Source organism: Streptomyces sp. NPDC025833 (assembly GCF_055558055.1).
The window spans coordinates 197,806-218,267 of record NZ_JBVHNF010000005.1; the positions used below are offsets into that span (position 1 = coordinate 197,806).

The 20,462-nt window shown below is 75.2% G+C and carries 19 protein-coding genes and 1 tRNA gene; 8 read left to right on the forward strand and 12 right to left on the reverse strand.

Annotated features, from left to right (window positions below):
* Positions 1-6: 6 nt before the first annotated feature.
* The 4 genes from ehuD to ACZ4K2_RS10415 all read right to left on the reverse strand — a co-directional run bounded on the left by ehuD (position 7) and on the right by ACZ4K2_RS10415 (position 3,326).
* Positions 7-657 (reverse strand): ectoine/hydroxyectoine ABC transporter permease subunit EhuD, encoded by a 651-nt coding sequence (ehuD, locus tag ACZ4K2_RS10400; protein WP_467471599.1) that lies wholly within the window; start codon positions 655-657, stop codon positions 7-9.
* Positions 654-1,373 carry an ectoine/hydroxyectoine ABC transporter permease subunit EhuC gene (ehuC, locus tag ACZ4K2_RS10405; RefSeq protein WP_467471602.1) on the reverse strand — a complete coding sequence of 240 codons (720 nt, stop codon included), beginning with the start codon at positions 1,371-1,373 and terminating at the stop codon, positions 654-656. The genes ehuD and ehuC overlap by 4 nt, the downstream gene beginning before the upstream one ends.
* Entirely contained in the window at positions 1,370-2,296 is a 927-nt protein-coding gene (gene ehuB / locus ACZ4K2_RS10410; protein ID WP_467471603.1) for an ectoine/hydroxyectoine ABC transporter substrate-binding protein EhuB, read from the reverse strand. The genes ehuC and ehuB overlap by 4 nt, the downstream gene beginning before the upstream one ends.
* Positions 2,297-2,372: 76 nt before the next feature.
* Positions 2,373-3,326, reverse strand: coding sequence for a D-2-hydroxyacid dehydrogenase (locus tag ACZ4K2_RS10415; RefSeq protein WP_467471606.1), 954 nt, complete (start codon positions 3,324-3,326; stop codon positions 2,373-2,375).
* Positions 3,327-3,561: 235 nt separating this feature from the next.
* Here ACZ4K2_RS10415 and ACZ4K2_RS10420 point away from each other — a divergent pair, with 235 nt between their 5' ends.
* The 4 genes from ACZ4K2_RS10420 (at position 3,562) to ACZ4K2_RS10435 (ending at position 5,518) form a co-directional block, all read left to right on the forward strand.
* On the forward strand, positions 3,562-4,293 hold the full coding sequence (locus tag ACZ4K2_RS10420) for a maleate cis-trans isomerase family protein (protein ID WP_467471608.1): 732 nt from the start codon (positions 3,562-3,564) through the stop codon (positions 4,291-4,293).
* Between the two features lie 114 nt (positions 4,294-4,407).
* Positions 4,408-4,776 (forward strand): hypothetical protein, encoded by a 369-nt coding sequence (locus ACZ4K2_RS10425; RefSeq protein WP_467471610.1) that lies wholly within the window; start codon positions 4,408-4,410, stop codon positions 4,774-4,776.
* 108 nt (positions 4,777-4,884) lie between these two features.
* Positions 4,885-5,454 (forward strand): bifunctional DNA primase/polymerase, encoded by a 570-nt coding sequence (locus ACZ4K2_RS10430; RefSeq protein WP_467471612.1) that lies wholly within the window; start codon positions 4,885-4,887, stop codon positions 5,452-5,454.
* Positions 5,445-5,518 (forward strand) — tRNA-Lys (locus tag ACZ4K2_RS10435). Before ACZ4K2_RS10430 ends, ACZ4K2_RS10435 begins: the two co-directional genes overlap by 10 nt.
* Positions 5,519-5,597: 79 nt before the next feature.
* Here the strand turns inward: ACZ4K2_RS10435 and ACZ4K2_RS10440 are convergent.
* Complete coding sequence (locus ACZ4K2_RS10440) at positions 5,598-6,851, reverse strand: M6 family metalloprotease domain-containing protein (protein WP_467471614.1); 1,254 nt, start codon at positions 6,849-6,851, stop codon at positions 5,598-5,600.
* Between the two features lie 327 nt (positions 6,852-7,178).
* Between ACZ4K2_RS10440 and ACZ4K2_RS10445 the strand changes: the two genes are divergently transcribed.
* Positions 7,179-8,984: a putative bifunctional diguanylate cyclase/phosphodiesterase gene (locus ACZ4K2_RS10445; protein ID WP_467471617.1), complete on the forward strand. Its 1,806-nt coding sequence runs from the start codon at positions 7,179-7,181 to the stop codon at positions 8,982-8,984.
* On the opposite strand, the gene ACZ4K2_RS10450 is transcribed toward ACZ4K2_RS10445, so the two are convergent.
* The 5 genes from ACZ4K2_RS10450 to ACZ4K2_RS10470 all read right to left on the reverse strand — a co-directional run bounded on the left by ACZ4K2_RS10450 (position 8,963) and on the right by ACZ4K2_RS10470 (position 15,332).
* Positions 8,963-10,060 (reverse strand): LLM class flavin-dependent oxidoreductase, encoded by a 1,098-nt coding sequence (locus ACZ4K2_RS10450; RefSeq protein WP_467471620.1) that lies wholly within the window; start codon positions 10,058-10,060, stop codon positions 8,963-8,965. The two genes, ACZ4K2_RS10445 and ACZ4K2_RS10450, sit on opposite strands and share 22 nt — an antisense overlap.
* Positions 10,061-10,323: 263 nt before the next feature.
* Positions 10,324-11,661 carry an AAA domain-containing protein gene (locus ACZ4K2_RS10455; protein ID WP_467471624.1) on the reverse strand — a complete coding sequence of 446 codons (1,338 nt, stop codon included), beginning with the start codon at positions 11,659-11,661 and terminating at the stop codon, positions 10,324-10,326.
* Positions 11,658-13,247 carry a hypothetical protein gene (locus ACZ4K2_RS10460; protein ID WP_467471626.1) on the reverse strand — a complete coding sequence of 530 codons (1,590 nt, stop codon included), beginning with the start codon at positions 13,245-13,247 and terminating at the stop codon, positions 11,658-11,660. The genes ACZ4K2_RS10455 and ACZ4K2_RS10460 overlap by 4 nt, the downstream gene beginning before the upstream one ends.
* Positions 13,238-14,470 carry a hypothetical protein gene (locus ACZ4K2_RS10465; RefSeq protein ID WP_467471630.1) on the reverse strand — a complete coding sequence of 411 codons (1,233 nt, stop codon included), beginning with the start codon at positions 14,468-14,470 and terminating at the stop codon, positions 13,238-13,240. Before ACZ4K2_RS10465 ends, ACZ4K2_RS10460 begins: the two co-directional genes overlap by 10 nt.
* A complete protein-coding gene (locus ACZ4K2_RS10470) occupies positions 14,367-15,332 on the reverse strand; it encodes a phosphatase PAP2 family protein (protein ID WP_467471634.1) in 966 nt (321 codons plus the stop codon). The genes ACZ4K2_RS10465 and ACZ4K2_RS10470 overlap by 104 nt, the downstream gene beginning before the upstream one ends.
* 247 nt (positions 15,333-15,579) lie before the next feature.
* Here ACZ4K2_RS10470 and ACZ4K2_RS10475 point away from each other — a divergent pair, with 247 nt between their 5' ends.
* A complete protein-coding gene (locus tag ACZ4K2_RS10475; protein WP_467471637.1) occupies positions 15,580-16,176 on the forward strand; it encodes a histidine phosphatase family protein in 597 nt (198 codons plus the stop codon).
* A gap of 533 nt (positions 16,177-16,709) precedes the next feature.
* Here ACZ4K2_RS10475 and ACZ4K2_RS10480 read toward each other — a convergent pair.
* Complete coding sequence (locus tag ACZ4K2_RS10480) at positions 16,710-18,185, reverse strand: hypothetical protein (protein ID WP_467471640.1); 1,476 nt, start codon at positions 18,183-18,185, stop codon at positions 16,710-16,712.
* Between the two features lie 270 nt (positions 18,186-18,455).
* Here ACZ4K2_RS10480 and ACZ4K2_RS10485 point away from each other — a divergent pair, with 270 nt between their 5' ends.
* Positions 18,456-18,860: a hypothetical protein gene (locus tag ACZ4K2_RS10485; RefSeq protein WP_467471642.1), complete on the forward strand. Its 405-nt coding sequence runs from the start codon at positions 18,456-18,458 to the stop codon at positions 18,858-18,860.
* A gap of 34 nt (positions 18,861-18,894) precedes the next feature.
* On the forward strand, positions 18,895-19,761 hold the full coding sequence (locus ACZ4K2_RS10490) for a spermidine synthase (protein ID WP_467471646.1): 867 nt from the start codon (positions 18,895-18,897) through the stop codon (positions 19,759-19,761).
* A 25-nt stretch (positions 19,762-19,786) separates the two neighbouring features.
* On the opposite strand, the gene ACZ4K2_RS10495 is transcribed toward ACZ4K2_RS10490, so the two are convergent.
* Positions 19,787-20,374, reverse strand: a complete 588-nt coding sequence (locus tag ACZ4K2_RS10495; RefSeq protein WP_467471649.1) for a hypothetical protein — start codon at positions 20,372-20,374, stop codon at positions 19,787-19,789.
* Positions 20,375-20,462: the final 88 nt, after the last annotated feature.

Below are 20,462 nucleotides of genomic sequence, written 5' to 3' on the forward strand. Positions count from 1 at the left end.
GGGGTGTCAGCGGACAAGACGTCGCTCCAGGGCTCGCAGCAGAAGGGAGGCCAGGTAGGAGATGAGGATGAAGGCCACCCCGATCACGGTCAGGGGCTCGGTGAACTGGAAGTGCTCCTGGGAGAAGAGCCGGGCGTGCCCGAGCATCTCCAGCACGGTGATCACCATCAGCATCGGGGTGTCCTTCAGCATGGAGATCACGTAGTTGCCCAGCGCGGGCACGACCCGGCGGATCGCCTGCGGCAGGATCACCGCGGTCCAGGTCCGCCCCCGCGGCAGGTTCAGCGCCGTCGCCGCCTCCCACTGCCCGGCCGGCACCGCCTCGATGCCGGCCCGGTAGACCTGCATCGTGTACGTCGAGTAGTGCAGGCCGATCGCGAACACGCCGGTGGCCAGCGCCGAGAAGGTCAGGCCCCACTCGGGCAGCACGTAGAAGAGGAAGAAGAGCTGCACCAGCAGCGGGGTGTTGCGCACGAACTCGGTGACCACCCCGACCGGCCAGCGCACCCACCGGGTCGGCGCCCGCATCAGCAGCGTCCACACCAGGCCCAGCGAGAAGGAGAGCAGCGACCCGAGGGCCACGGCCTCCAGGGTGACCAGCAGCCCCTGCCAGAAGTCCGGCATGAAGTCGCTCACGGCGTTCCAGTCCCACTTCACGCGACCCGTCCCCCCACTCCGGTCGTCTGCGCCCGCTTCAGCTCACGCGCCGCCGACTCCGTCCCGGCGTCCTTGCCGACCCCGGCCTTCAGCCGCTTCTCCAGACCGCGCATCAGCCGGGTCAGCACGAAGGCGATCGCGAAGTAGATCAGCAGCACGTAGGCGTAGATCTCCGCGCTCTCCTGGAGCGCGAGCCGCACCAGGTTGGCGCTGAAGGTCAGATCGCCCATGCCCATGACCGACACCAGCGCGGTGCCCTTGAGCAGTTCGATCAGCAGGTTGCAGAAGGAGGGGATCATCTCCGGCACCGCCTGCGGCAGCACGACCAGCCGCATCCGCTGCCAGGGCGTGAAGCTGAGCGCGATCCCGCCCTCCTTCTGCGCCGGCTCGACCGCGCCCAGCGCGCCGCGCACGATCTCCGCGCCGTACGCGCCGTACGTCAGGCCGAGCGCCAGCGTGCCCGCCCACATCGGCACGAGCTGCCAGCCGAAGGCGACGGGCAGCACGAAGAACACCCAGAAGATCATCACCAGCGCCGAGGTGCCGCGGAACACCTCGGTGTAGAGGCCGGCGGCGAAGCGCACGACCCACAGCCGGTGGGTGCGCGCGAGGCCGGCGGCGAACGACACCGCCGTGGCCAGCAGCGCGCTGAGGACGAGCAACCGGACCGTGGTCCACACGCCCTCGAGTACGAGTTCCCAGAGCCCCGAGGTCATCCGCCGCACAGCTCCTTCGCGGTCAGGTCCGTCATCTCGGCCTCGGTGAAACCGAAGGGCCGCAGGATGCGGAGCAGTTCCCCGCTCTTCTTCAGCTTGCGCAGCTCCGCGTTGAACGCGTCCCGCAGCCCCGTCTCGGTCGGCCGGAACGCGAACGCCCCGCCGTCGGTGTGCGGCTTGCCCCCGACCAGCGGCGCGAAGGGCTTCGTGGCCTCCGTCCTGGCGGACTTCTTCACCACCGCGCGGACGGTCACCGCCGTGCCGGCGAAGACGTCGACCCGGCCCGCCTCCACGGCGTTCAGCCCGGCGACCTGGTCGGGGACGATCAGGATGTCGCTCTCCTCGTACCCGGCCTCCACCGCGTACTGGATCTCCGCGTATCCGGTGCCGGTGGCGAACTTCGCCTTCTTCTCCACTACGTCCCGGTAGGAGTGCAGCCCCTTCGGGTTCCCCTTGCGGACGATGAACGAATCCAGCATCTGGTAGTCCGGATCGGCGAAGATCACCTGCTTGCAGCGCTCGGCGTTCACGTACATCCCCGCCGCCACGACGTCGAACTGCTGGGAGTTGAGCCCCGGGATCAGCGAGCCGAACTCCGTCGGCACCGGCTGCACCCGGTCCACCCCGAGCCGCTTGAAGATCACCTTCGCCAGCTCGGGGGCCTCACCGGTGAGCTGCCCGTCGGTGTCGATGTACCCGAACGGGATCTCGCCGGCGATCCCGAGCCGCACGACCCCCTGCGCGCGCAGCCGGCCGAGCAGGTCGCCGCCGTTCTCGCCGGACGCCGCCGCCACCCGGGTGCAGCCCGCGGCACCCAGGGCCCCGAGGGCGCCGAGGGCGCAGACGCCCGCGAGGACCGAGCGGCGGCTGTGTCTGTGTTCCGGCCGGATGATCTGTACGTCGTTGCCAAGTGGTGGAGCCATGGCGGCGCAGCTACCCAAGCGCATCCGGGGTATGCGCCCCGGTTTTCCGGCGCGCGCCCGCACGCACCCCGCGGGGTCAGTGGCCGGGGACGTAACCGCGCTTCTTGTCGACCACGTTCGGCAGGGGTCTGCCCACCGCCCACCGCTCGTACAACTCCACGAACTGCGCCCCCAGTTCGTCACACCGCCCGACCGTGTCACCGGCCATGTGCGGTGAGACCACCAGCCCGGGCAGCTCCCACAGCGCGCTGTCCGCGGGCAGCGGTTCGGCGGCGAACACGTCCAGGGCGGCCCCCGCGATCCACCGCCGGGTCAGCGCCCGGGCGAGGGCCTCCTCGTCGACCAGTGCGCCCCGGCCGACGTTCACGAAGAACGCCGAGGGCTGCATCACGCCGAACCGGCGGGCGTCGAACAGGTGGTGGGTCCGCTCGGTCAGCGGAGCCGCCGCGACCACCCAGTCCGCGCGGGAGATCAGCCGGTCCAGGTCGTCCGGGCCGTGCACACCGGTCCGGGGCACCCGCCCGACCAGCGCCGTCGTCACCCCCAGCGCCTTCAGCGTGCGGACGATCGCCCGGCCGACCGGACCCGAGCCGACCACGCACGCGCGCGTGCCCGCCACCCGGCGCGCCTCCCGGTGCCGCCAGACCCGCTCCTCCTGGTACTCCAGGGTGCGCGGCAGGTCCTTGGCGGCCGCCAGCACCAGGGCCGCGACGTACTCGGCGACCGGCTGGTCGAAGATCCCGCGCGCGTTGGTCACCACCGTGTCCGAGGAGGCCAGCTCCGGGCACATCAGATGGTCCACCCCCGCGCTCGCCGCGTGCACCCAGCGCGGCCGGGGCCCCTCGCCGGGCCACGCCCGGCGCACCGCGTGCGAGGCGGAGTCCCAGACCAGCAGCACGTCCGCGGCGGGCAGCCGCTCGGCCAGGTGCTCCGCGTCCGTGCGGACGATCCGGGCGCGACCGGTGAGGCGGCCGAGCCGGGGCGGCGGGTCGGCGTCCAGGACCAGCACGGTGGGCGGTGTCGGCGTCATGCGGGGCGGCTCCCGGCGTCTGGCATGCGCGGACGGACCACGCTCGCACCCGGACCCACCTTCGTCAACACGGGCGTACCGGCCCCGGGACAGCGGTGGTCTCGGCCAACCAGGTCACGATGTGGGCGGCCCCGCGACGGCTGGGTACCCGGACCGCGGGGCTCTGCCGGGCGCCGCCGCCCGCGTACCGCCCGCACCGCCCCGAAGGACAGGACGAACGGCAGGAAGGCTGGACATGACCGCACTCGGACTCCTCTACCCGGGCCACTCCGCCGAGGACGACTATCCACGCATCGAGCAGCTCCTGGGCAGCGACATCCGGGTGGACCTGGTCCACACCGAGACCGGCGGGGACGTGTACCGCCCCGGCGCGCCGCCGGAGACGGGGTCCGCGGACCGGCTCGCCGAGGGAGTGGAGGAGCTGCGGCTGGCCGGGGTCGAGGCGGTGGTGTGGGCGTCCACCGCCGGCGGCTTCGTCCACGGCTGGGCGGGCGCCCAGGAACAGGTGCGGACCCTGGCCCGGCTGGCCGGGATGCCGGCCTCCTCGACGTCCTTCGCCTTCCTGCACGCGGCCCGGGAGATCGGCGTACGGCGGGTCGCCGTCGGCGCCACCTACCCTGCCGACGTCACCGCGCTGTTCGCGGACTTCCTGCGCACCGGCGGCCTGGAGGTGACCGGGACGCGGTCCTCCGGGATCGTCGCGGCGGCCGAGGCCGCCACCTGGGGCGAGGAGGAGGTGCTGACGCTGGCGCGAGTCGCGGACACCGCCGACGCGGAGGCCGTGCTGCTGCCGGACACCTCCCTGCACACCGCCGCGCATCTCGGACTGCTGGAGAAGGCGCTGTCCAAGCCGGTGCTCACGGCCAACCAGGTCACCGTGTGGGAGGGCCTGAGGCTCGCCGACCGGCGGGTGAACGCGCCGGCGCTCGGGACCCTGTTCACCCGGGAGCCGCTGGTGCAGGTCTGAGCCCGGCGCGGGTCCGCCCCTCCTCGGCCGCACGCCCCCTTGCGCGGGCGCGGGACAATGGACGGTGGCCCACCCGAAGGGGGCCGGCGAACCGTACGAGGAGGAGAGAAAGACATGGCGGAGCCCACGCCGCGTCGTGACGAACCGCGGCTACGCCCCGCGCCCCTGCTGTTCGAGCCCGCGGAGGCGGTCTCCGATCCCGAGCACTTCTTCGACCTGGAGTCGATCGAGGATCCGCGGGAGCTGCTGTCCCGGGCGACGGAGCTGACCCAGGCGTTCCGCGCGGCCGCCGACCGGGCCGTGGAGTTCCAGGCCGTGGCGGCGGCCCAGCTCGCCGACCCGCGCCGCTTCGACCGGCTCACCCCGGCGGACATCGCCGACCGGGCGGAGTGGACCGAGGACTACGCGAAGAAGATGGTCGAGTTCGGCCGGGACCTGATGCGCGGGGAGGGCGAGGGGCGGACGCCCGCCGACTCGCTGTAGCCACCCGGCATATGCCAGGCGGGCAGGGTACTCCTCCCGGTCGACGGCTGTCCCCGTTTTCCGCGACCGAGTGGAGTGGGCCGCTCACACGCTGTACACATGGACGTCATGAGCAGCGCTCCGAACGTCACGTGTGCCACCCCCGACGGCATCGCCTGGCTCGCCTCGGCGGGGCCGCATCCCCGGAGCACGGCCGCCCTGTGGCGGGAGCGGCCGGACGCCCCGGTCGTCCTGCCCTGCGGCACGGTCTTCGACGTGGTGAGCGTCCCGGTGGTCTTCGGGCGCCGGATGCTGGACCGCCTGTGGGACGAGGGGGCGGGAGCCGGCCCGGTCGCGGTGTTCCGGGGCCGGACGTTGCTCTTCGCCGCCCCCGGCACCGCCCACCGCCTGCCCTCGCTGCTGGCCTGGGAGGAGTGGGGGTCCCGGCGGGCGCGGGAGGTGCCGCCGCTGCTGTGCCACGGGACGGGGGACGCGGTCACCGTCCCGCCCCTGACCGGCGGCGACGCCTCGGGCGGCGCCCGCTGGCTGGTCGCGCCCGACTCCCGGCACCCCTGGCTGCCCGGCCCCGAGGTCGTGCTCTGGGCGGCCGTGCGGGCCGCCCGGGCCGCGGTGCGGATTTCGATTTTTCCTCCCGCCGACCAGGATGCTAAGGTCTACGACGTCAGCAGGCGCCGCTAGCTCAGTTGGTTAGAGCAGCTGACTCTTAATCAGCGGGTCCGGGGTTCGAGTCCCTGGCGGCGCACGTTGCAGATGGCGAGTCGTGTCCACGCAGAGCGTGGAACCGGCTCGCCATCGTCGTTCTCCGGCCCCGGCCGCCGGGGTCAGAGGCCGGCGCCCGGGGTGATCCTCACGTTCCACGCGCCGGACGCCGTGCGCCCCTCCACCTCCACCTTCACCTCGTCCCTGGGCACGGTGAAGCTCTCGCCGAGCGCGACCGGCGCGTCCGCCAGCGGCGGGTAGACGGAGTTCTCCCAGCAGGCCCCGGTGCGCGGGTGGGCGTCCACGACCCGGACCGGGCCGTCGCCGGACGCGGAGCCGCCGCGCACCCGGTAGACCAGGATCCCCTGCCGGCAGGAGGCGCGGTCGTTGCCCACCGCGCCGCGCGCCTCGAAGGCGAGGGCGCTGTCCGGGCCCGTGCGCACGACGGCCAGCTTGGCGCCGTGGCCGAGGCCGAAGGCCGGGGCGCCGGCCGTGCCCCGCGCCGGGACGCCCGGCCCGGCCGCGAGGGGCTCCAGGGTCAGCCGGGTCGGGTTGGCCCCGCGCACGCACACCACCTGGCGCGGATCCAGCCAGCCGAGCTTCCACTTGTGCCAGGCGAACAGGTCCGGGGACAGCCCGAACTGGCTGCCCATCAGGTCCCAGTCACCCACATGGGTGTCCCAGTCGCCCTTGCCGTCGACCGGACGGTGGTACAGGTCGGGCAGGTCGAAGACGTGCCCGGTCTCGTGGGCGAGGACGAGGTGGTCAGGCGGGTGGTGCTCGAACACGGTGACCACCCGGCGGACTTCGGTGCCGTCCACGCGCAGGGGCGTGTCGAGGTTGACGACCTTGGTGGCGTCCGAGTCCACCCCGGGCGCGTCCGGGTCGGCGATCAGGTACACGACCTGGTGGCGCGAGAAGTCGACCTCCTCGTCCGCCACGGCGAACGCGTCGTGCAGGTAGGCGGCCCGGTCCTCGGCGGCCCAGTCCCGCCGCATGGCGTAGGAGGCCGACGGCCGCGGCATGCGCAGCCAGTGCCCCAGCGGGTGCGGGCGCAGGGTGAACCTGCCGTAGGAGGCCTGCTCGTAGAAGTCGCTGGTGGCGGGGAAGTGGTCGGCCGTCAGCTCGGCCGGGGTGGTGCGGGGGGTGGCGTCCGGGAAGGACAGGAAGACCAGCACGGCGTCGCGCACCCCGGCCGGGCGGGGGTAGGCGGCGTTCCAGGTGTCCACGCCCTCCGAGTGGTGGGCCTCGGTGCGGCGCACGGCGCAGGGTGCCGGGGAGAACGGTTCGGCGGCCGACGGGCCGGTGAGGATCGAGGTCGCGGCGAGCGCCGACAGCGTGGTGCACACGGCGGCGGTGCTGCGCAGCTTGGGCACGGACGTGACCTCCGGGTGCGGTTGGCGGGACCCGCAACCAGATTGCTGGTATTCATAGCGATATGCCCTGTTTGCCTGCACCGGAAGGGTGAACGCGCCGCTGCGGTGCGCCGTTGTGCTCCGGCGCGCGGTATCCCGAACCATTCACGGAACGTCACAACTGGTCGGGGGGCTGAAGAACGTGTCCAGGTGCGGGCAGAAACGATCTGTCGGAACCTGTGCTCGGTCCGGGACACTGGAATGCGGCTGGAAGGGCCCGGGGCCAGCCTCTATGATCGGCACACTTTCCGGCACGGACAGAGATCGAGTGCACTGCGGGAGCGAGCGGTGAACGCAACGTCCGAAGGGCCGACGCCCGCGGCAGACCTCGACCGGTCAGCCGTCACAGACAGTCACCAGACCACCTATCACCGTGTCTTCGCGGCCGCACCGCTCGCCATGGCGGTCGTGGGGCCCGACGGCTTCGTCGCCGCCGCCAACCCGGCCCTCGGGGAAGTGCTCGGCATCGATCCGGACACGCTCACCGGGCGGGTCGCCGCCGACCTGGTGGACCTGGCCTCGGACCCCCGCGGCCGGCACGCCTACCAGGAGGTGCTGCGCGGCCGGCGGGCCCGCCTGCGCTGCACCCGCCGGTTCAAGCACCCCGGGGGGCACGCGGTGTGGCTCCAGATCACCGTCGTCCCGCTGGGCGGCGGCGAGCCCGGCGTCCTGCTGTCGGTCGCCGACATCAGCGCCCGCCGCGAACTCCAGGGGCAGCTACGGCACTTGCAGATGTACGACCCGGTGACCCGGCTGCCCAACCGCACACTGTTCTTCGAGCGGCTCACGGCCGCGCTGGAGGCGGAGTCGTACGCGCACGGCGGCACCGGCCGCATCGGCCTGTGCTACCTGGACGTCGACGGCTTCAAGGCCGTCAACGACACCCTCGGCCACCGGTTCGGCGACCGGCTCCTCGCGGCCGTCGCCGAACGCCTGACCCGCGTCGCCGACCGGTCCGGGACCGCCCGCGCCGCCACCCCCCTGGTGGCCCGGCTGGGCGGCGACGAGTTCGCCCTGCTGGTGGAGGACTCCACCGGCACCGAACAGCTCGCCGACCTCGCCGAGTCCGCGCTGAAGGCGCTGCAGGAGCCCTTCGACCTGGCCGGGCAGCGGCTGTCGCTGACCGCGTCCATCGGCGTCGTCGAGCGGCACGCGGCGGGCACGACCGCGACCGGTCTGATGCAGGCCGCGGACACCACGCTGTACTGGGCGAAGGCCGACGGCAAGGGGCGCTGGACGCTGTTCGACCCGGAGCGCAACGCGCACCGCATGACCCGCCAGGCGCTGTCCTCCACGCTCCGCCCGGCCATCGAGCGCGGCGAGTTCGTCCTCGAATACCAGCCACTGGTCGCCATGGAGGACGGCCGGCTCAACGGCGTCGAGGCCCTCATCCGCTGGCACCACCCGCAGTTCGGCACGCTGACGCCGAATCGGTTCATCGGACTGGCCGAGGAGGACGGGTCGATCGTGCAGCTCGGCCGCTGGGCGCTCGCCACCGCCTGCCGGCAGGCCCGCCGCTGGCAGCTCGACCGCCCCGGCGAACCGCCCATCTTCGTCAGCGTGAACGTGGCCGTACGGCAGGTGTGGGACTCGGACCTGGTGGCCGACGTCGCGCAGGTGCTCGCCGAGACCGGGCTCGCCCCGCACCTGCTCCAGCTCGAACTGACCGAGTCGGCGGTGATGGGCTCGGCGGGCCGCCCGCTCCAGGCGCTCCAGGCCCTCAGCGACATGGGGGTGCGCATCGCCATCGACGACTTCGGCACCGGCTACTCGAACCTCGCCTACCTCAGCCGGCTGCCGGTCTCCACGCTGAAACTGGACGGCTCCTTCGTCCGGGGCTTCCAGTACGAGGAGTCCGCCAAGGGGGGCGTGCCGAACCCGGCCGACGAGGTCGTCGTGGAGGCGATGATCCAGCTCGCCCACCGGCTCGGGCTGACCGTCACCGCGGAGTGCGTGGAGACGTCGGCCCAGGCCGCCCGGCTGCGCCGGATCGGCTGCGACACCGGACAGGGCTGGCTGTACTCCCGCCCGGTGCCGCCGGATCGTATCTCCGAGCTGCTGGGGACGGGGTCCTACGCGGTCGGCAACCCGTAGGCGTCCGCGATCAGCTCGTAGGAGCGCAGCCGCAGTTCGCCGCGGTGGGCGTGGGAGACGAGCATCAGCTCGTCGGCGCCGGTGCGCTTCTGGAGGTCGTCCAGGCCGGAGCGGACCTCGTCGGCCGTGCCCTGCACGATGTTCGTCGTCCAGGAGGCGAGGAACTCCTCCTCCATCGGGCTGAACTCGTGCCGCTCGGCCTCCTCCGGGTCCGGGAACAGGCCCGGCCGGCCGGTGCGCAGCCGCAGCATGTTCAGCGCCATCGCCCGGGTCTGCCGGCGCGCCTCCCGCTCGTCGTCCGTGGCGAGGGCGGAGACGCCGATGAGCGCGTACGGCTCGGCCAGGACCGCCGAGGGGCGGAAGGTCTGCCGGTACAGGTCCAGGGCCGGGACGGTGTTCTGCGCCGAGAAGTGGTGCGCGAAGGCGAACGGCAGACCCAGCAGGCCGGCCAGCCGGGCGCTGAAGCCGGAGGAGCCGAGCAGCCAGACCGGCGGCCGGTGCGCGGACTGGACGCCGCCCGGGGAACTGCCCTGCACCGGGCCCGGGATCGCGTGGATCCGGCCGTACGGGTGTCCGTCGGGGAAGTCGTCGTCCAGGAACCGGGTCAGCTCGGCGAGCTGCTGCGGGAAGTCGTCGGCGCCCTCGTTCAGGGTCTCGGTGCGGCGCAGCGCCGCGGCCGTCGCCCCGTCCGTGCCCGGCGCCCGCCCCAGCCCCAGGTCGATCCGGCCCGGCGCGAGCGCCTCCAGCGTGCCGAACTGCTCGGCGATCACCAGCGGGGCGTGGTTGGGCAGCATGACGCCGCCCGAGCCGAGCCGGATGCGGTCGGTGTGGGCGGCGAGGTGGGCGAGGATCACCGCGGGCGAGGAGGAGGCCACGCCGGGCATGGAGTGGTGCTCGGCGACCCAGTACCGGTGGAAGCCGCGGGACTCCGCCAGCCGGGCGAGCGCGACGCTGGTCCGCAGGGCGTCGGTGGCGGTACTGCCCGCGCCGACGGTCACCAGGTCCAGCACGGAGAGGGGGACGGGGGAGGTCCCGTGCACCCGGCCCCGGATCTCGTCTGCCTCGTCTGCCGCCACGGTATGGCCTCCTGATTACGAGCCTGCACTGTCCTCCGCGCACTAACAGGAGGGAGTCCCCGTTTATTCCACACCCGCGGCCCAAGGGGGGCGATCGGGCCGGGGCCGGGAGGGCCGATCGGGCCGGTGCCGGGGGCGCCAGTGGACTCGGTGTTCGGCGAGGTGGGCCAGGACCGCGTGGTTCGCCTCCCAGCCGTCCGGGCTGTGCTTGTGGGCCGCCTGCGGCGGCTGCCGGACTCCGTCCGGCGGGGAGGCCGGCCGGGTCAGGGGCGCCAGTGGATCCGGTGTTCGGCGAGGTGGGCCAGGACCGCGTGGTTCGCCTCCCAGCCGTCCGGGAACTTCACCAGGGTGCCGAGCTGGACCGGTTCCGTGGCGGGGTAGTCGTCCAGCAGGCCGGTCACGCCGGCCCGGCAGACCACGATGCACGCGTGCCGGTGCCGGGAGGCCAGGACGCACAGGCGGCCCGTCTCCAGGTGGAACGCGGTCGCGTCGGGGCGGCCGGAGAGCGGGTGCAGGACGACCGTGACGTCGTACTCCCGGCCTTGGAGGCGGTTCGCGGTGTCGACCGTGACGTCCGGCACGCCCAGCTCGGCCAGGGCCGCGCGGACCGCCGCCGCCTGGTCGCGGTGGGCCGTGCCCACGGCGATGCGGTCGGCCGTCACCGGCGTGGGGTCGGGGGAGCGCTCCGAGACCGCCGCGCCGCCCCGGTCCAGGAGCCGCCGGACCACCGCGGCCACCGCCCGGACCGCCTCCGGGTCCGTGCGCGGGGTGTGCCGGGCGGGCAGCTCCAGCAGGCCCCAGCCGGACTCCGCGGCCTCGTCGATCACCCGGTCCGGGCCGGAGCCGTCGGAGGGGACGGCGAAGGCCAGCCGGCGGTCGCCGTGCGAGGTGCCGCTGCGGAACGGGGTGTACGGGTAGAAGGCGTGCGAGACCAGCGGGGCCGCCGAGGCCGGCAGCCGCCAGGAGACCGGCAGCCGGTGCTGCGGGAGCTGCGGGTTGTGGGCCAGCAGCGTGCTGACCGCCGAGGCCGAGGGGTCGTACGACAGCCCCGCCCACTGCTCGCTGCCCACGATCGCGAACGGGTCGAGCTGCCCGGGGTCGCCCACGAACAGCGCCCGCTCGAACAGCCCGGCCACGGCCAGCAGGGAGTCCGAGCGCATCTGGTACGCCTCGTCGACGATCGCGTGCCGCCAGGGCTCGTCCACCTTCACGTGCGCCCACTTCGCGGCGGTGGACAGCACGACCGGCAGGCCGCCGAGGTCGGCCGCCTTCGCCGACGTACGGACCTGCGGCAGGCCGTCCAGCGCCTTGTCGTACGCGTCCGCGTCGCTGCTGTGCAGGCGGCCGACGGGCAGGTCCGGGTTCTTCTCGACCAGCCGCAGCACCAGGTCGTCGACCTGCGCGTTCGTCTGCGCCACCACCATCAGCGGGCGCCCGGCGGCGGCCAGTTCCAGGGCCGCGCGGACCACCAGGGTCGACTTGCCGGCGCCCGGCGGCGAGTCCACCACCACACCCCGCTCGGTGCCGTGCAGCGTGTCGCGCAGGATCGCGTCGGTGGCGCGGCCGGCCGCGGCTGCGGGATCGAAGTCGACGGTCGTCACAGCACGTCCTCCTCGGTCATGCCGTCGGGTGCCTCCGGCACGGGCTCGCCCGGCGGGCCGCCGTGCGTCCAGGGGGTCTCCTCGGGATCGGGCAGCTTCGCGCCGCCGCGCTGCTCGTGCTCGAAGAGGGTGAAGCAGACCCGGTCGCCCTTCTCCGGCACGGAACCGGCCTCGGGCTCCTTGCCGCGGCCCATCTTGTCCAGGACGCGCAGCACGAGCACCCCGTCGTCCTCGTGGCCGGCGACCTCCGCCGTCTGGGGCCTGCCGTCCAGCGAGCGGTACACCTTCGCGCGCTCCGCGAGGTGCGGCCGGTCCTCCGTGCGGACCGTCACCAGCGGGCGCGGCACGGGCCGTCTGCCCTCGCCGTACGCCATCACGACATCGGTCACCTCGCCCGCGAACGCCTCCCCGGCCAGCCGTCGCCCCGCCATCTCCAGCGGGTCGTCCAGCGCCTCCTGCGCCTCCAGCCGGGCCTGCTCGCGCTCGCGCGTGGCCAGCTTGTTCGCCGCCGTCACCGCGTCGTCCCGGCGCGGCTGCGGGGGCTCGCCGGCCAGCACCCGGTCCCGGTGCCCGGTGAACGACCAGCGGTCCCGGGTCCAGCGCCCCTCGACGTGCGCGCCCGCCGGCAGCGCCCGCAGCAGGTCCAGGCCGCGCCACACCGCGTCCCAGGTGGGCCGGGTGCGGCTGGCGACCAGGTCGCGGACGTCCCGCTCGGCCGCGGTGAGCGCGGCCAGCCGGCCGTCGGCCTCCAGCGGGTCCTCGGCGGCGGCCAGCGCCGTCCGCGCGCGGTCGTAGCGCTCGATCGCCGGGGCCAGCAGCCTGTTGTCGAACGCCGGGTCGGTGGCGGGTCCGGCCGGCGGGCACAGCAGTTGTCCGGCCGCGTCCCGCGCCAGCTCGGCGCGGCGGGCGGCCTCCGCGCCGGTCGTCCCGTCCGGCGGGTCGATCCAGGCGAGCAGCGCGCCCAGGTGCTGGTCCTCCAGGCCGGACTGGCCGGTCGCCCAGTGCCGGGAGAGCAGGTCGGTCATGGCGAGCAGCAGCGAGGAGCCGGGCACCCGGGCCCGCTCGCCGTAGTGGGTCAGCCAGCGGCCGAGCAGCGGCACCCGGGGCGGCGCCGGGTACGGCGCGTCGGGGTCCTGCTCGGCGGTGCGCCGGAACCGCGTCGAGCGGCCCAGCAGCCGTACGAAGTCCAGGCCGGGGCGGCTCGGCACGATCAGCTGGGGCGCGTCCGCGCACAGCTCGGCCGCCACCTTGACCCGCTTGCCGGTCTCCGGGTCGGTCTCCGTGCGCTCGGCCTCCTCCACGGCCGAGGCGTACCCGTCGACGTAGGGCAGCACGACGTCGGCCAGGTCGGCGAGGAAGGTGAAGCGCAGGTCGCGGTCCCGGGGCTGCGGCACGGCCAGCAGCCGGGGCGCGTCCCGGTCGGTGCCTACCAGCGCGCCCAGCGGGGCGCCGGCCTCTCCCGCGGTGGTCAGCGGCACGAAGACCAGCGGATGGCCGGACAGGTGCCGGTGCCGGACGGTGGCGGCGGGCTGCGCCAGACCGCTGCCGACGGCCTCCAGCCGGGCGAGGGTGGTGATCAGGGACACGCGGTGACCTCCCCGGCCGCCGCCCCGGCGGCCTCCGCGCGCAGGGCCGCGGCCTCCTCGGCCGCCCGGAGGGCCTCGGCGCGCAGGGCCGCCGCCCGGCGCAGCGCGGCCACCGCCGGGTCGTCCGGGTCGCCGCTCGCGCCGTGGGCCGCCGCGAGGACCTCCCCGACCGTGGCCAGGCCGCCCAGCTCGGCCCGCAGCGGCCGGCCCAGGCGGGTGACCGCGCCGTCCGCGCTGGCCCGGTCCCGGCAGTGGAAGGCCAGTTCGCAGGTGGACAGGCACTCCGGCGCGTACGTCGCCGGAACCGCCGCCACCGCCGCCGTCAGCTCCTCGGCGGGCCGGTCGGGCGCGAAGCACGTGCCCTCGGGCAGCGTCCCGGCGATCTCCTCGATCCGGGTGAGCCGGGCGAGCTGGCGTGCGGTGACCGCGCGCTGCTTGCGGACGTCCACGGCCGAGCCGGTGGGCAGGTTGGAGAAGTCCCTCGGGCACACCAGCAGCACCCGGTGGCGCACCCGCGGGGCGCCGTCGAGCCGGGCGGCGACCTCCTCCAGCGCCAGCACGTACACCGCCGCCTGCCGGGCCGCCGCGCCCACCTTGGCCGGGTCCGCGGCCCCGTCCACCATGGGGAAGGACTTGATCTCCACCACCGACCAGCTTCCGTCGGGGTGCACCACGACCGCGTCCGGCTCCAGGAAGGCGAGCGAACCCGCCACGTCCAGGGCGAGCATCGGATGGTCCAGCAGCGTCCAGCCGCCGGCCCGCGTGGCCTCGCGCAGCGCCAGCGCCGTACGGGCCGTGCGCCCCTCGGGGCCGTGCGCGCTCAGGTCGGGCACCGCCGCGGCGGCTGGCGGTTCGGCGCCCGGGTCGAGCCGGGCGTGTGCCAGCCGCAGCAGTTCGGCGCCGCCGTCCGCCTTCACCCGGGCCTCGAAGGCGTTGCCCCGGGTCAGGGCGAACTGGGACTGCCCGAAACCGGACGGCGCGCCCAGCGCGGTGGCCAGCCGGGCCTTGTCCACCCCGGCGCCGTCCAGGATCGCCCGCCGGGAGCAGCCGGGGTTGGCGGCGAGCGCCGCGAGGGCGCGCGCGTCCAGGGACTTGGCCGGCCGGCCGGGACCGCGCAGCTCAGCGAGCCGGTGCCGGAGCCCCGTCGCCCGCGTCGGTGGGGGAGACGTCCGGTCCGGCCGCGGGGTCTCGCTGCGACTCGCGCTGCCGTGGAATTCGCTCACCCGCGGAAGTCTCGCATCCGCCACTGACATTCGGGGAACCCGTGCCGGGCGCGACCGGTGCGGCCGGTGCGGCCACCGGGGCGGCGCGGTGCCGCAGCCGGGTCCTGACCAGGTTCGCGCCCCGCAGCACGTACGGCGCCAGCAGCAGGCCGACGCCCATCACGGCGATGCCCGCGACCGCGTCAAGGAAGTAGTGGTTGGCGGTGCCCATGACCACGATCGCGGTCACCAGCGGGTAGACGACGCCGAGCACCTTGGCCGTGCGCGTGCCGCCGTACCGCCACAGCATCACGCCGCACCACAGGGCCCAGCCCACGTGCAGGCTCGGCATCGCCGCGTACTGGTTGGTCATGCCGCCCATGCCGCGCGGGGCGCTGGCCTCGCCGCCCCACCAGCCGTACGAGCTGTACTGCGCCATGGTGTCCACGAAGCCGTGGCCGGCCGAGAGCAGGCGGGGCGGGCAGGTCGGCAGCAGGGTGAAGCCGATCAGGCCGATGAACGTGGACGTCATCAGCCAGGTGCGGGCCGCGCGATAGTGCCGGGCGTGCCTGCGGAACAGCCACACCATGACGGCGGGCGTGACCAGGTAGTGCAGCGACGCGTACCAGAAGTCGGCCGGCACCCCGAGCCAGGGCTCCTTGGTGAACAGCCGGTTCAGCGGGTGCTCGGCGTCCAGGCGCAGTGCCTTCTCGATGCGCAGGATCGCCAGGCCGTGGTCGACGGCGCCGGAGACGTCACCGCGCGCGAGGAGCCGGCCGGCCGAGTAGCAGCCGTAGACCAGCACGATCAGCGGCAGCTCGGTCCACCAGCGCAGCCGGGAGCGGGGGGCCACCTCGGTGCCCGGTGTCTCGGTCTGCGGCAATCCGATCGCCCTCCCCCTTCTGCTGTGCGGTGCGGGCCGCCCCGGCGCGGGCGACCGTGCCACTTTACGGTGTCCGCGCGCCGCCCATGGGGCGCGCGGTCGCGACCTGGCGCGTGCTCGGCTTCCGAAGACGCCGAGAGCGCCCGCCGGGTTGCCTGCCGACCTGGTGCGCGATGATTGGGGGCACCGTGTTCCGCCGTCGTTCCCGTGGCGTCCATGTGACGTCACTCTCCCGGAGAGGTCTCCCATGGCACCGCGCATCCTGCTGGCCCGGCACGGACAGACGGCGTGGTCGCTGTCCGGCAAGCACACCGGCAGGACCGACGTGCCGCTGCTGGAGGAGGGCCGGCGCGGGGCCAAGCTGCTCGGCGAGCGGCTGCACCGGCCCCCGCTGGACGGGCTGGAGGGCGTGGAGGTGCGCACCAGTCCGCTGTCCCGCGCGCGGGAGACGTGTGAACTCGCCGGGTTCGGCGAGCGCGCCGAGCGCTGGGACACGCTGATGGAGTGGGACTACGGCGCCTACGAGGGCATGACGCCGGCCGAGATCCAGGCCGTGCGGCCCGGGTGGCTGATCTGGCGGGACGGTGTGCCGCGCGGGGAGAGCACCGCCGAGGTGACCGCGCGCGCGGACGAGGTGGTGTCCTGGGCCCGTTCGGCCGACCGGGACGTCCTGGTCTTCGCCCACGGGCACATCCTGCGGTCCATCGGCGCGCGGTGGCTGGGGCTGCCGCTGGACTTCGCGGCCCGCATCCGGCTGAACCCGACCTCGCTGTCCGTCCTGGGCTGGGCGTACGGCGAACCCGCGATCGAGAGCTGGAACGACCTGGGCCACCTGGCGGGCTGAGCGGCACCCCGGGAGCCGGGGGCGGGTCGGCGGCGGGGCGCGGCGACCGCGGTTCCGGCACCGGACCGTGCACCGGCCGACGGCCCCGGCTCGTCCCCCTGGGGCTCGCCGGCCGTCCCGCCGGCCAGGCCGCCGTCCGGTGCCGTCCCGCCAGACGCGTCCCGGCGGGGACGCGGTGTCCGGTGGAGCGGGGTCGGTGGCGGGGGCGGGGCGCGGTGACCGCGGCGCCGGGCCGTGTGCCGGCCGAGGGAGCCGGCGTACCGGCCGAGGGCCCTGGTTCGCCCGCCCGGCGCCTGCCGGCCACGAAGTCCGCCGGCCACCCCGCCGGTCCCGCCGCCGTCCCGCTGACGCGCCTCGGCGGGGAGGCGGTGTCCGGTGGAGCTGGGTCGGTGGCGGGCCGGGGCGCGGTGACCGCAGCCCCGGCAGCGGACCGTGCACCGGCCGACGGCCCCGGCTCGTCCCCCTGGGGCTCGCCGGCCGTCCCGCCGGCCAGGCCGCCGTCCGGTGCCCCCGCCGGTCACGGCGCCGTCCCGCTAGACGCGCCTCGGCAGGGACGCGTGCCGGTCGAGGAACTCGGACACCCCCGCTGCCCGCCGGTGCGGCAGCAGCACCCGTGCCGTGCCCGCCAGCATGCCCTGGACGCGGGAGGACTGGACCTGGTCCAGCAGGGCCAGCACCCGCAGCCCGGCGGCCGCCGCCTCGTCGGGCCGGCCCTCGCGGGCGAGGTCGTCGGCCAGCTCGGCGGTGTAGAGCGCGATGTTGCGAGTGAAGTGCGGATTCTGCGTGCGGGCCGCCCGCCACGCGTGCCGGGACGCCCGCCGCCAGTCGCCCAGCGCGGACCAGCACTGCGCCTCCAGCCCCGCCAGCTCGGCCTCGCCGTAGAAGCTCATCCACTCGGGGTCGGCGTCCGAGCGGCCCCGCGCGAAGAAGGTGTGCGCGCGCGCCAGCGCCTGCTCGCAGCCGGTGCGGTCGGCGAGCCCCGCCCAGCCGCCCGCCTCGCGCAGCGCCAGCAGGGACAGCAGCCGGGCGGAGCCGAGCGGCCGGGCGGCGCGCTGCGCGGCCTGCGCGGCCCGGACCGCCTCCCGGGGGCGGCCCGCGTCCCGGGCGAGGAACGCGGTGTTGCAGAAGGCGTGCGCCTCCAGCGCCGGGTCCCCGGTCATCCGGGCGGTGGCCAGCGCCTCCGCGTAGTGCGAACGCGCGTCGCCGAAGCGGCCGGAGTCATGGGCCAGCCAGCCGACGGAGAGGGCGAGTTCACCGGCGCCGGAGTGCAGCCGGGCGGCGGTCGTCTGCCGGGTCGCGCCCGCGTCGAGCAGGGCGTACGCCGCGCGCAGCGGGGCCTCCGCGTGCCGGTACAGGCCGTCCGCGCCGTGCCGGTCGTCGAGCAGCCGGATCTGGCGGACCGCCTCCTCCAGCGCCACCGCCTCCGGGGTGCCGGCGCGCCGCGCGGGCCGTTGCGCCGCCGCGGCGCCCGTGGTGAGCCCCAGCGGGGCCAGCGTGGCGGCGGCGACCGTTGCGCCGCCGGTCATGAATGCGCGACGCAGCACGTCGCTCTCCTCGTGGTCCAGGGGGTCTTTCTCATGGGGGTCCCCCCGGCCCGGCCGGAGCCGGGAACGCGGGGGAGGTGCGTGCGGTTCCCGTCCGCCGTACGGCCCGGCCGCCCTCGTCGGCCCGCCGGGCGGGCCGGAGGTCCCCGGCGGCTCGGCGGCCGTGCGCGCCGCGCGCCCGCGGACGGACGAGCGGGGCGCGAAGCCGAGGTCGGTGAGCGTGCGGCCGGGGAACATGTGCAGGAACACCCGTTCGTACGCGTAGTTGGGACAGCGGATCTCGCCCGCCTCCACCCGGCCGATGTAGCGCGCGTCACAGCTCACGCGCTCACCGATCTCGCGCGCCGCCCGCCGCACCAGCGCGGCGAACTCGGCCGGGGAGCGGCGGCCGCGCAGCCGCCGGAAGGCCGGGTTCGGCCGGGGTGGCCGTTCGGGCTGTGACGAGGTCACCGTCGACGACGCCATGGCCGGGGGTCCTCTCGTGCGAACCGTCGAACCATGCCGGTTCCGCGGGCGGTTCCGGGACGAGTCGCCCCGTGTGACGCCTCGGTCCCGGCGGGCATGAACGTACCCGCTGTGACGGCCCCGCCACGCGGAGTTCGGCTACAAACCGGACGTCTCGTCCCCGATCTGCCATGAAGTGCCATCCTTTGCGGCGCACTTCCGCCGTTGCCGTTGACGGGTTCGCGCGTTGTACCCCGTGGACCGCAACAGGGCAGTGTGGTGGAGGCCGGCATGGTGACCAGCCAGAGCAACGAACCTCGTACGTCGCCGTCGTCGTCCGCCGCGGGCGACCCGGCGTGCGACCTCGTGACGGTACCGGCCCGCCAGGGGCTGGAGGCGGTCGACATCCTGCGGCGGGGCGCCGCGGACGCGGTGGGGCCCGTCCTCCACGACGACGGCTGCGACACCCTCGGCTTCCTGGTGCCGGCCGGCACGGCCGCCTGCTGGGACGTGCCCGGCAGCACCTGCACCGAGACGAACGGGCGGGGGCTGCGGCTGGACCCGGAGCCGCCGGTGGAGGGCTCCGACTGGCTGCTGCCGCCCGGGGAGGCCGATCTCGCCACCGACCCGGCGGTGCTGCGCCGGGCCCTCGGGGAGGCGGCCCGGCTGATCGAGGCGGCCGACAGCCGCCGGTGACGCGCGGGCCCGCGGCGGCTGCGAAAATGGACGGATGGGCAGGTCCAGGAACACCCGGCGCGGAACGGCGGCCGCGGCCGTCGAGGAGGCGGTCGACGGCGGGCTGGCGCAGCTCGTGCCCGACCCGGACCGCGGCCGGGCCTGGACGCTGCTGATCGACGGCGCGCCGCAGTCGCACGTCGACCTGGACGACCCGGCGTACCTCTCCTTCGAGTACCAGCGCCGCCTCGGCCATGTCATCGACCTCGCCGCCCCGCCCGGCAGGCCCGTGCACGCCGTGCACCTCGGCGGCGGCGCCCTCACCCTCGCCCGGTACGTCGCCGCGACCCGCCCCCGCTCCACCCAGCAGGTCGTCGAACGGGACGCGGCCCTGGTCCGGTTGGTCCGCCGCGAGCTGCCGCTGGACCCGGGCGCGCGGATCCGGGTGCGCGCGGCCGACGCCCGCGCGGGCCTGGCCAAAGTCCCCGACGGCTGGGCCGACCTGGTCGTCGCCGACGTGTTCAGCGGCGCCCGCACCCCCGCCCACCTCACCTCCACCGAGTTCCTGGACGAGGTTCGCCGGGCCCTGAAGCCGTCCGGCGTCTACGCGGCCAACCTCGCCGACGGCCCGCCGCTCGCCCACCTGCGCGGCCAGATAGCCACCGCCGCCGCCCGGTTCGGTGAACTGGCGCTGGTCGCCGACCCGGCCGTGCTGCGCGGCAAGCGCTTCGGCAACGCCGTCCTCGTCGCCTCCGACCTGCCGCTGCCGCTCGCCGAACTCACCCGCCGGGCCGCCTCCGACCCGCACCCGGGCCGGGTCGAACACGGCCGCCCGCTCACCGACTTCACCGGCGGCGCGGCGCCCGTGACGGACGCCGCCGCGGTGGCCTCCCCGGCCCCGCCGCCCTCGGTGTTCCGGTAGGGGGTTCCGTTCAGGCCAGCCCGGGTCAGTAGGTGCCCACCTCCACCCGGGGCGGTCCGTCGTGCCAGGTGCAGAACACCGACACCCGGTCCGCGCCCCGGCCGAAGTCCACCCGGATCCACCTCTCCGTCTTCCACACCTGCATCGACCAGCCGGTGGCCGGAGTGGCCGAGACCAGCGTGGCGTCGGCCGTCCGCAGGTCGAACACCGCCCGGCCGCCGTCCGTGTCGTAGGACCTGACCTGGCCCGGCGCCGAGGCGGACGCGGTCGGGGACGAGGTCCGCGAGAGGGCCGTGGTCGGGGTGGGAGCCGGCGCCGGCGGGGCCGGCCGCGGGCGGGACGGGACGGCGGAGGGGGCGGCATCGGAGGCGAGGGCGGATGCCGGGGACGTGGACGCCGGGGTCGTGGACGCGGGTGCCGGGGACGGGGGTGCGGGGGACGCGGGCGCCGTGTCCCGGACCGGGGCGTCGGCGTCGGCGGGCGTCACCGGCAGGGCACGCGGAGGGTCGTACGCCGTCCCCGCCATCACCGTGTGCACGCCCCACCACGACAGCGTGGCCGCCGCCCCGGTGGCGAGCAGCCAGGCCAGTACGTGTACGAGTCCTCTGCGCATCGGCGCCATACTGCCGCACCGGTCACGGGGGTTGTCCACAACGGGGCAGCCGTCCACAGGCCCGGACCGGGCCCGGCCGCATGGCGTA

Excerpts from the sequence above, each read along its gene's own strand:
- ehuB (WP_467471603.1), bottom strand. The coding sequence starts at position 2,296 with ATGGCTCCACCACTTGGCAACGACGTACAGATCATCCGGCCGGAACAC.
- ACZ4K2_RS10430 (WP_467471612.1), top strand. The coding sequence starts at position 4,885 with ATGAGCAGCGCTCCGAACGTCACGTGTGCCACCCCCGACGGCATCGCC.
- ACZ4K2_RS10480 (WP_467471640.1), bottom strand. The coding sequence starts at position 18,185 with ATGGCGTCGTCGACGGTGACCTCGTCACAGCCCGAACGGCCACCCCGG.
- ACZ4K2_RS10490 (WP_467471646.1), top strand. The coding sequence starts at position 18,895 with ATGGGCAGGTCCAGGAACACCCGGCGCGGAACGGCGGCCGCGGCCGTC.
- ACZ4K2_RS10495 (WP_467471649.1), bottom strand. The coding sequence starts at position 20,374 with ATGCGCAGAGGACTCGTACACGTACTGGCCTGGCTGCTCGCCACCGGG.
- ehuC (WP_467471602.1), bottom strand. The coding sequence starts at position 1,373 with ATGACCTCGGGGCTCTGGGAACTCGTACTCGAGGGCGTGTGGACCACG.
- ACZ4K2_RS10485 (WP_467471642.1), top strand. The coding sequence starts at position 18,456 with ATGGTGACCAGCCAGAGCAACGAACCTCGTACGTCGCCGTCGTCGTCC.
- ACZ4K2_RS10425 (WP_467471610.1), top strand. The coding sequence starts at position 4,408 with ATGGCGGAGCCCACGCCGCGTCGTGACGAACCGCGGCTACGCCCCGCG.
- ACZ4K2_RS10475 (WP_467471637.1), top strand. The coding sequence starts at position 15,580 with ATGGCACCGCGCATCCTGCTGGCCCGGCACGGACAGACGGCGTGGTCG.
- ACZ4K2_RS10415 (WP_467471606.1), bottom strand. The coding sequence starts at position 3,326 with ATGACGCCGACACCGCCCACCGTGCTGGTCCTGGACGCCGACCCGCCG.
- ACZ4K2_RS10420 (WP_467471608.1), top strand. The coding sequence starts at position 3,562 with ATGACCGCACTCGGACTCCTCTACCCGGGCCACTCCGCCGAGGACGAC.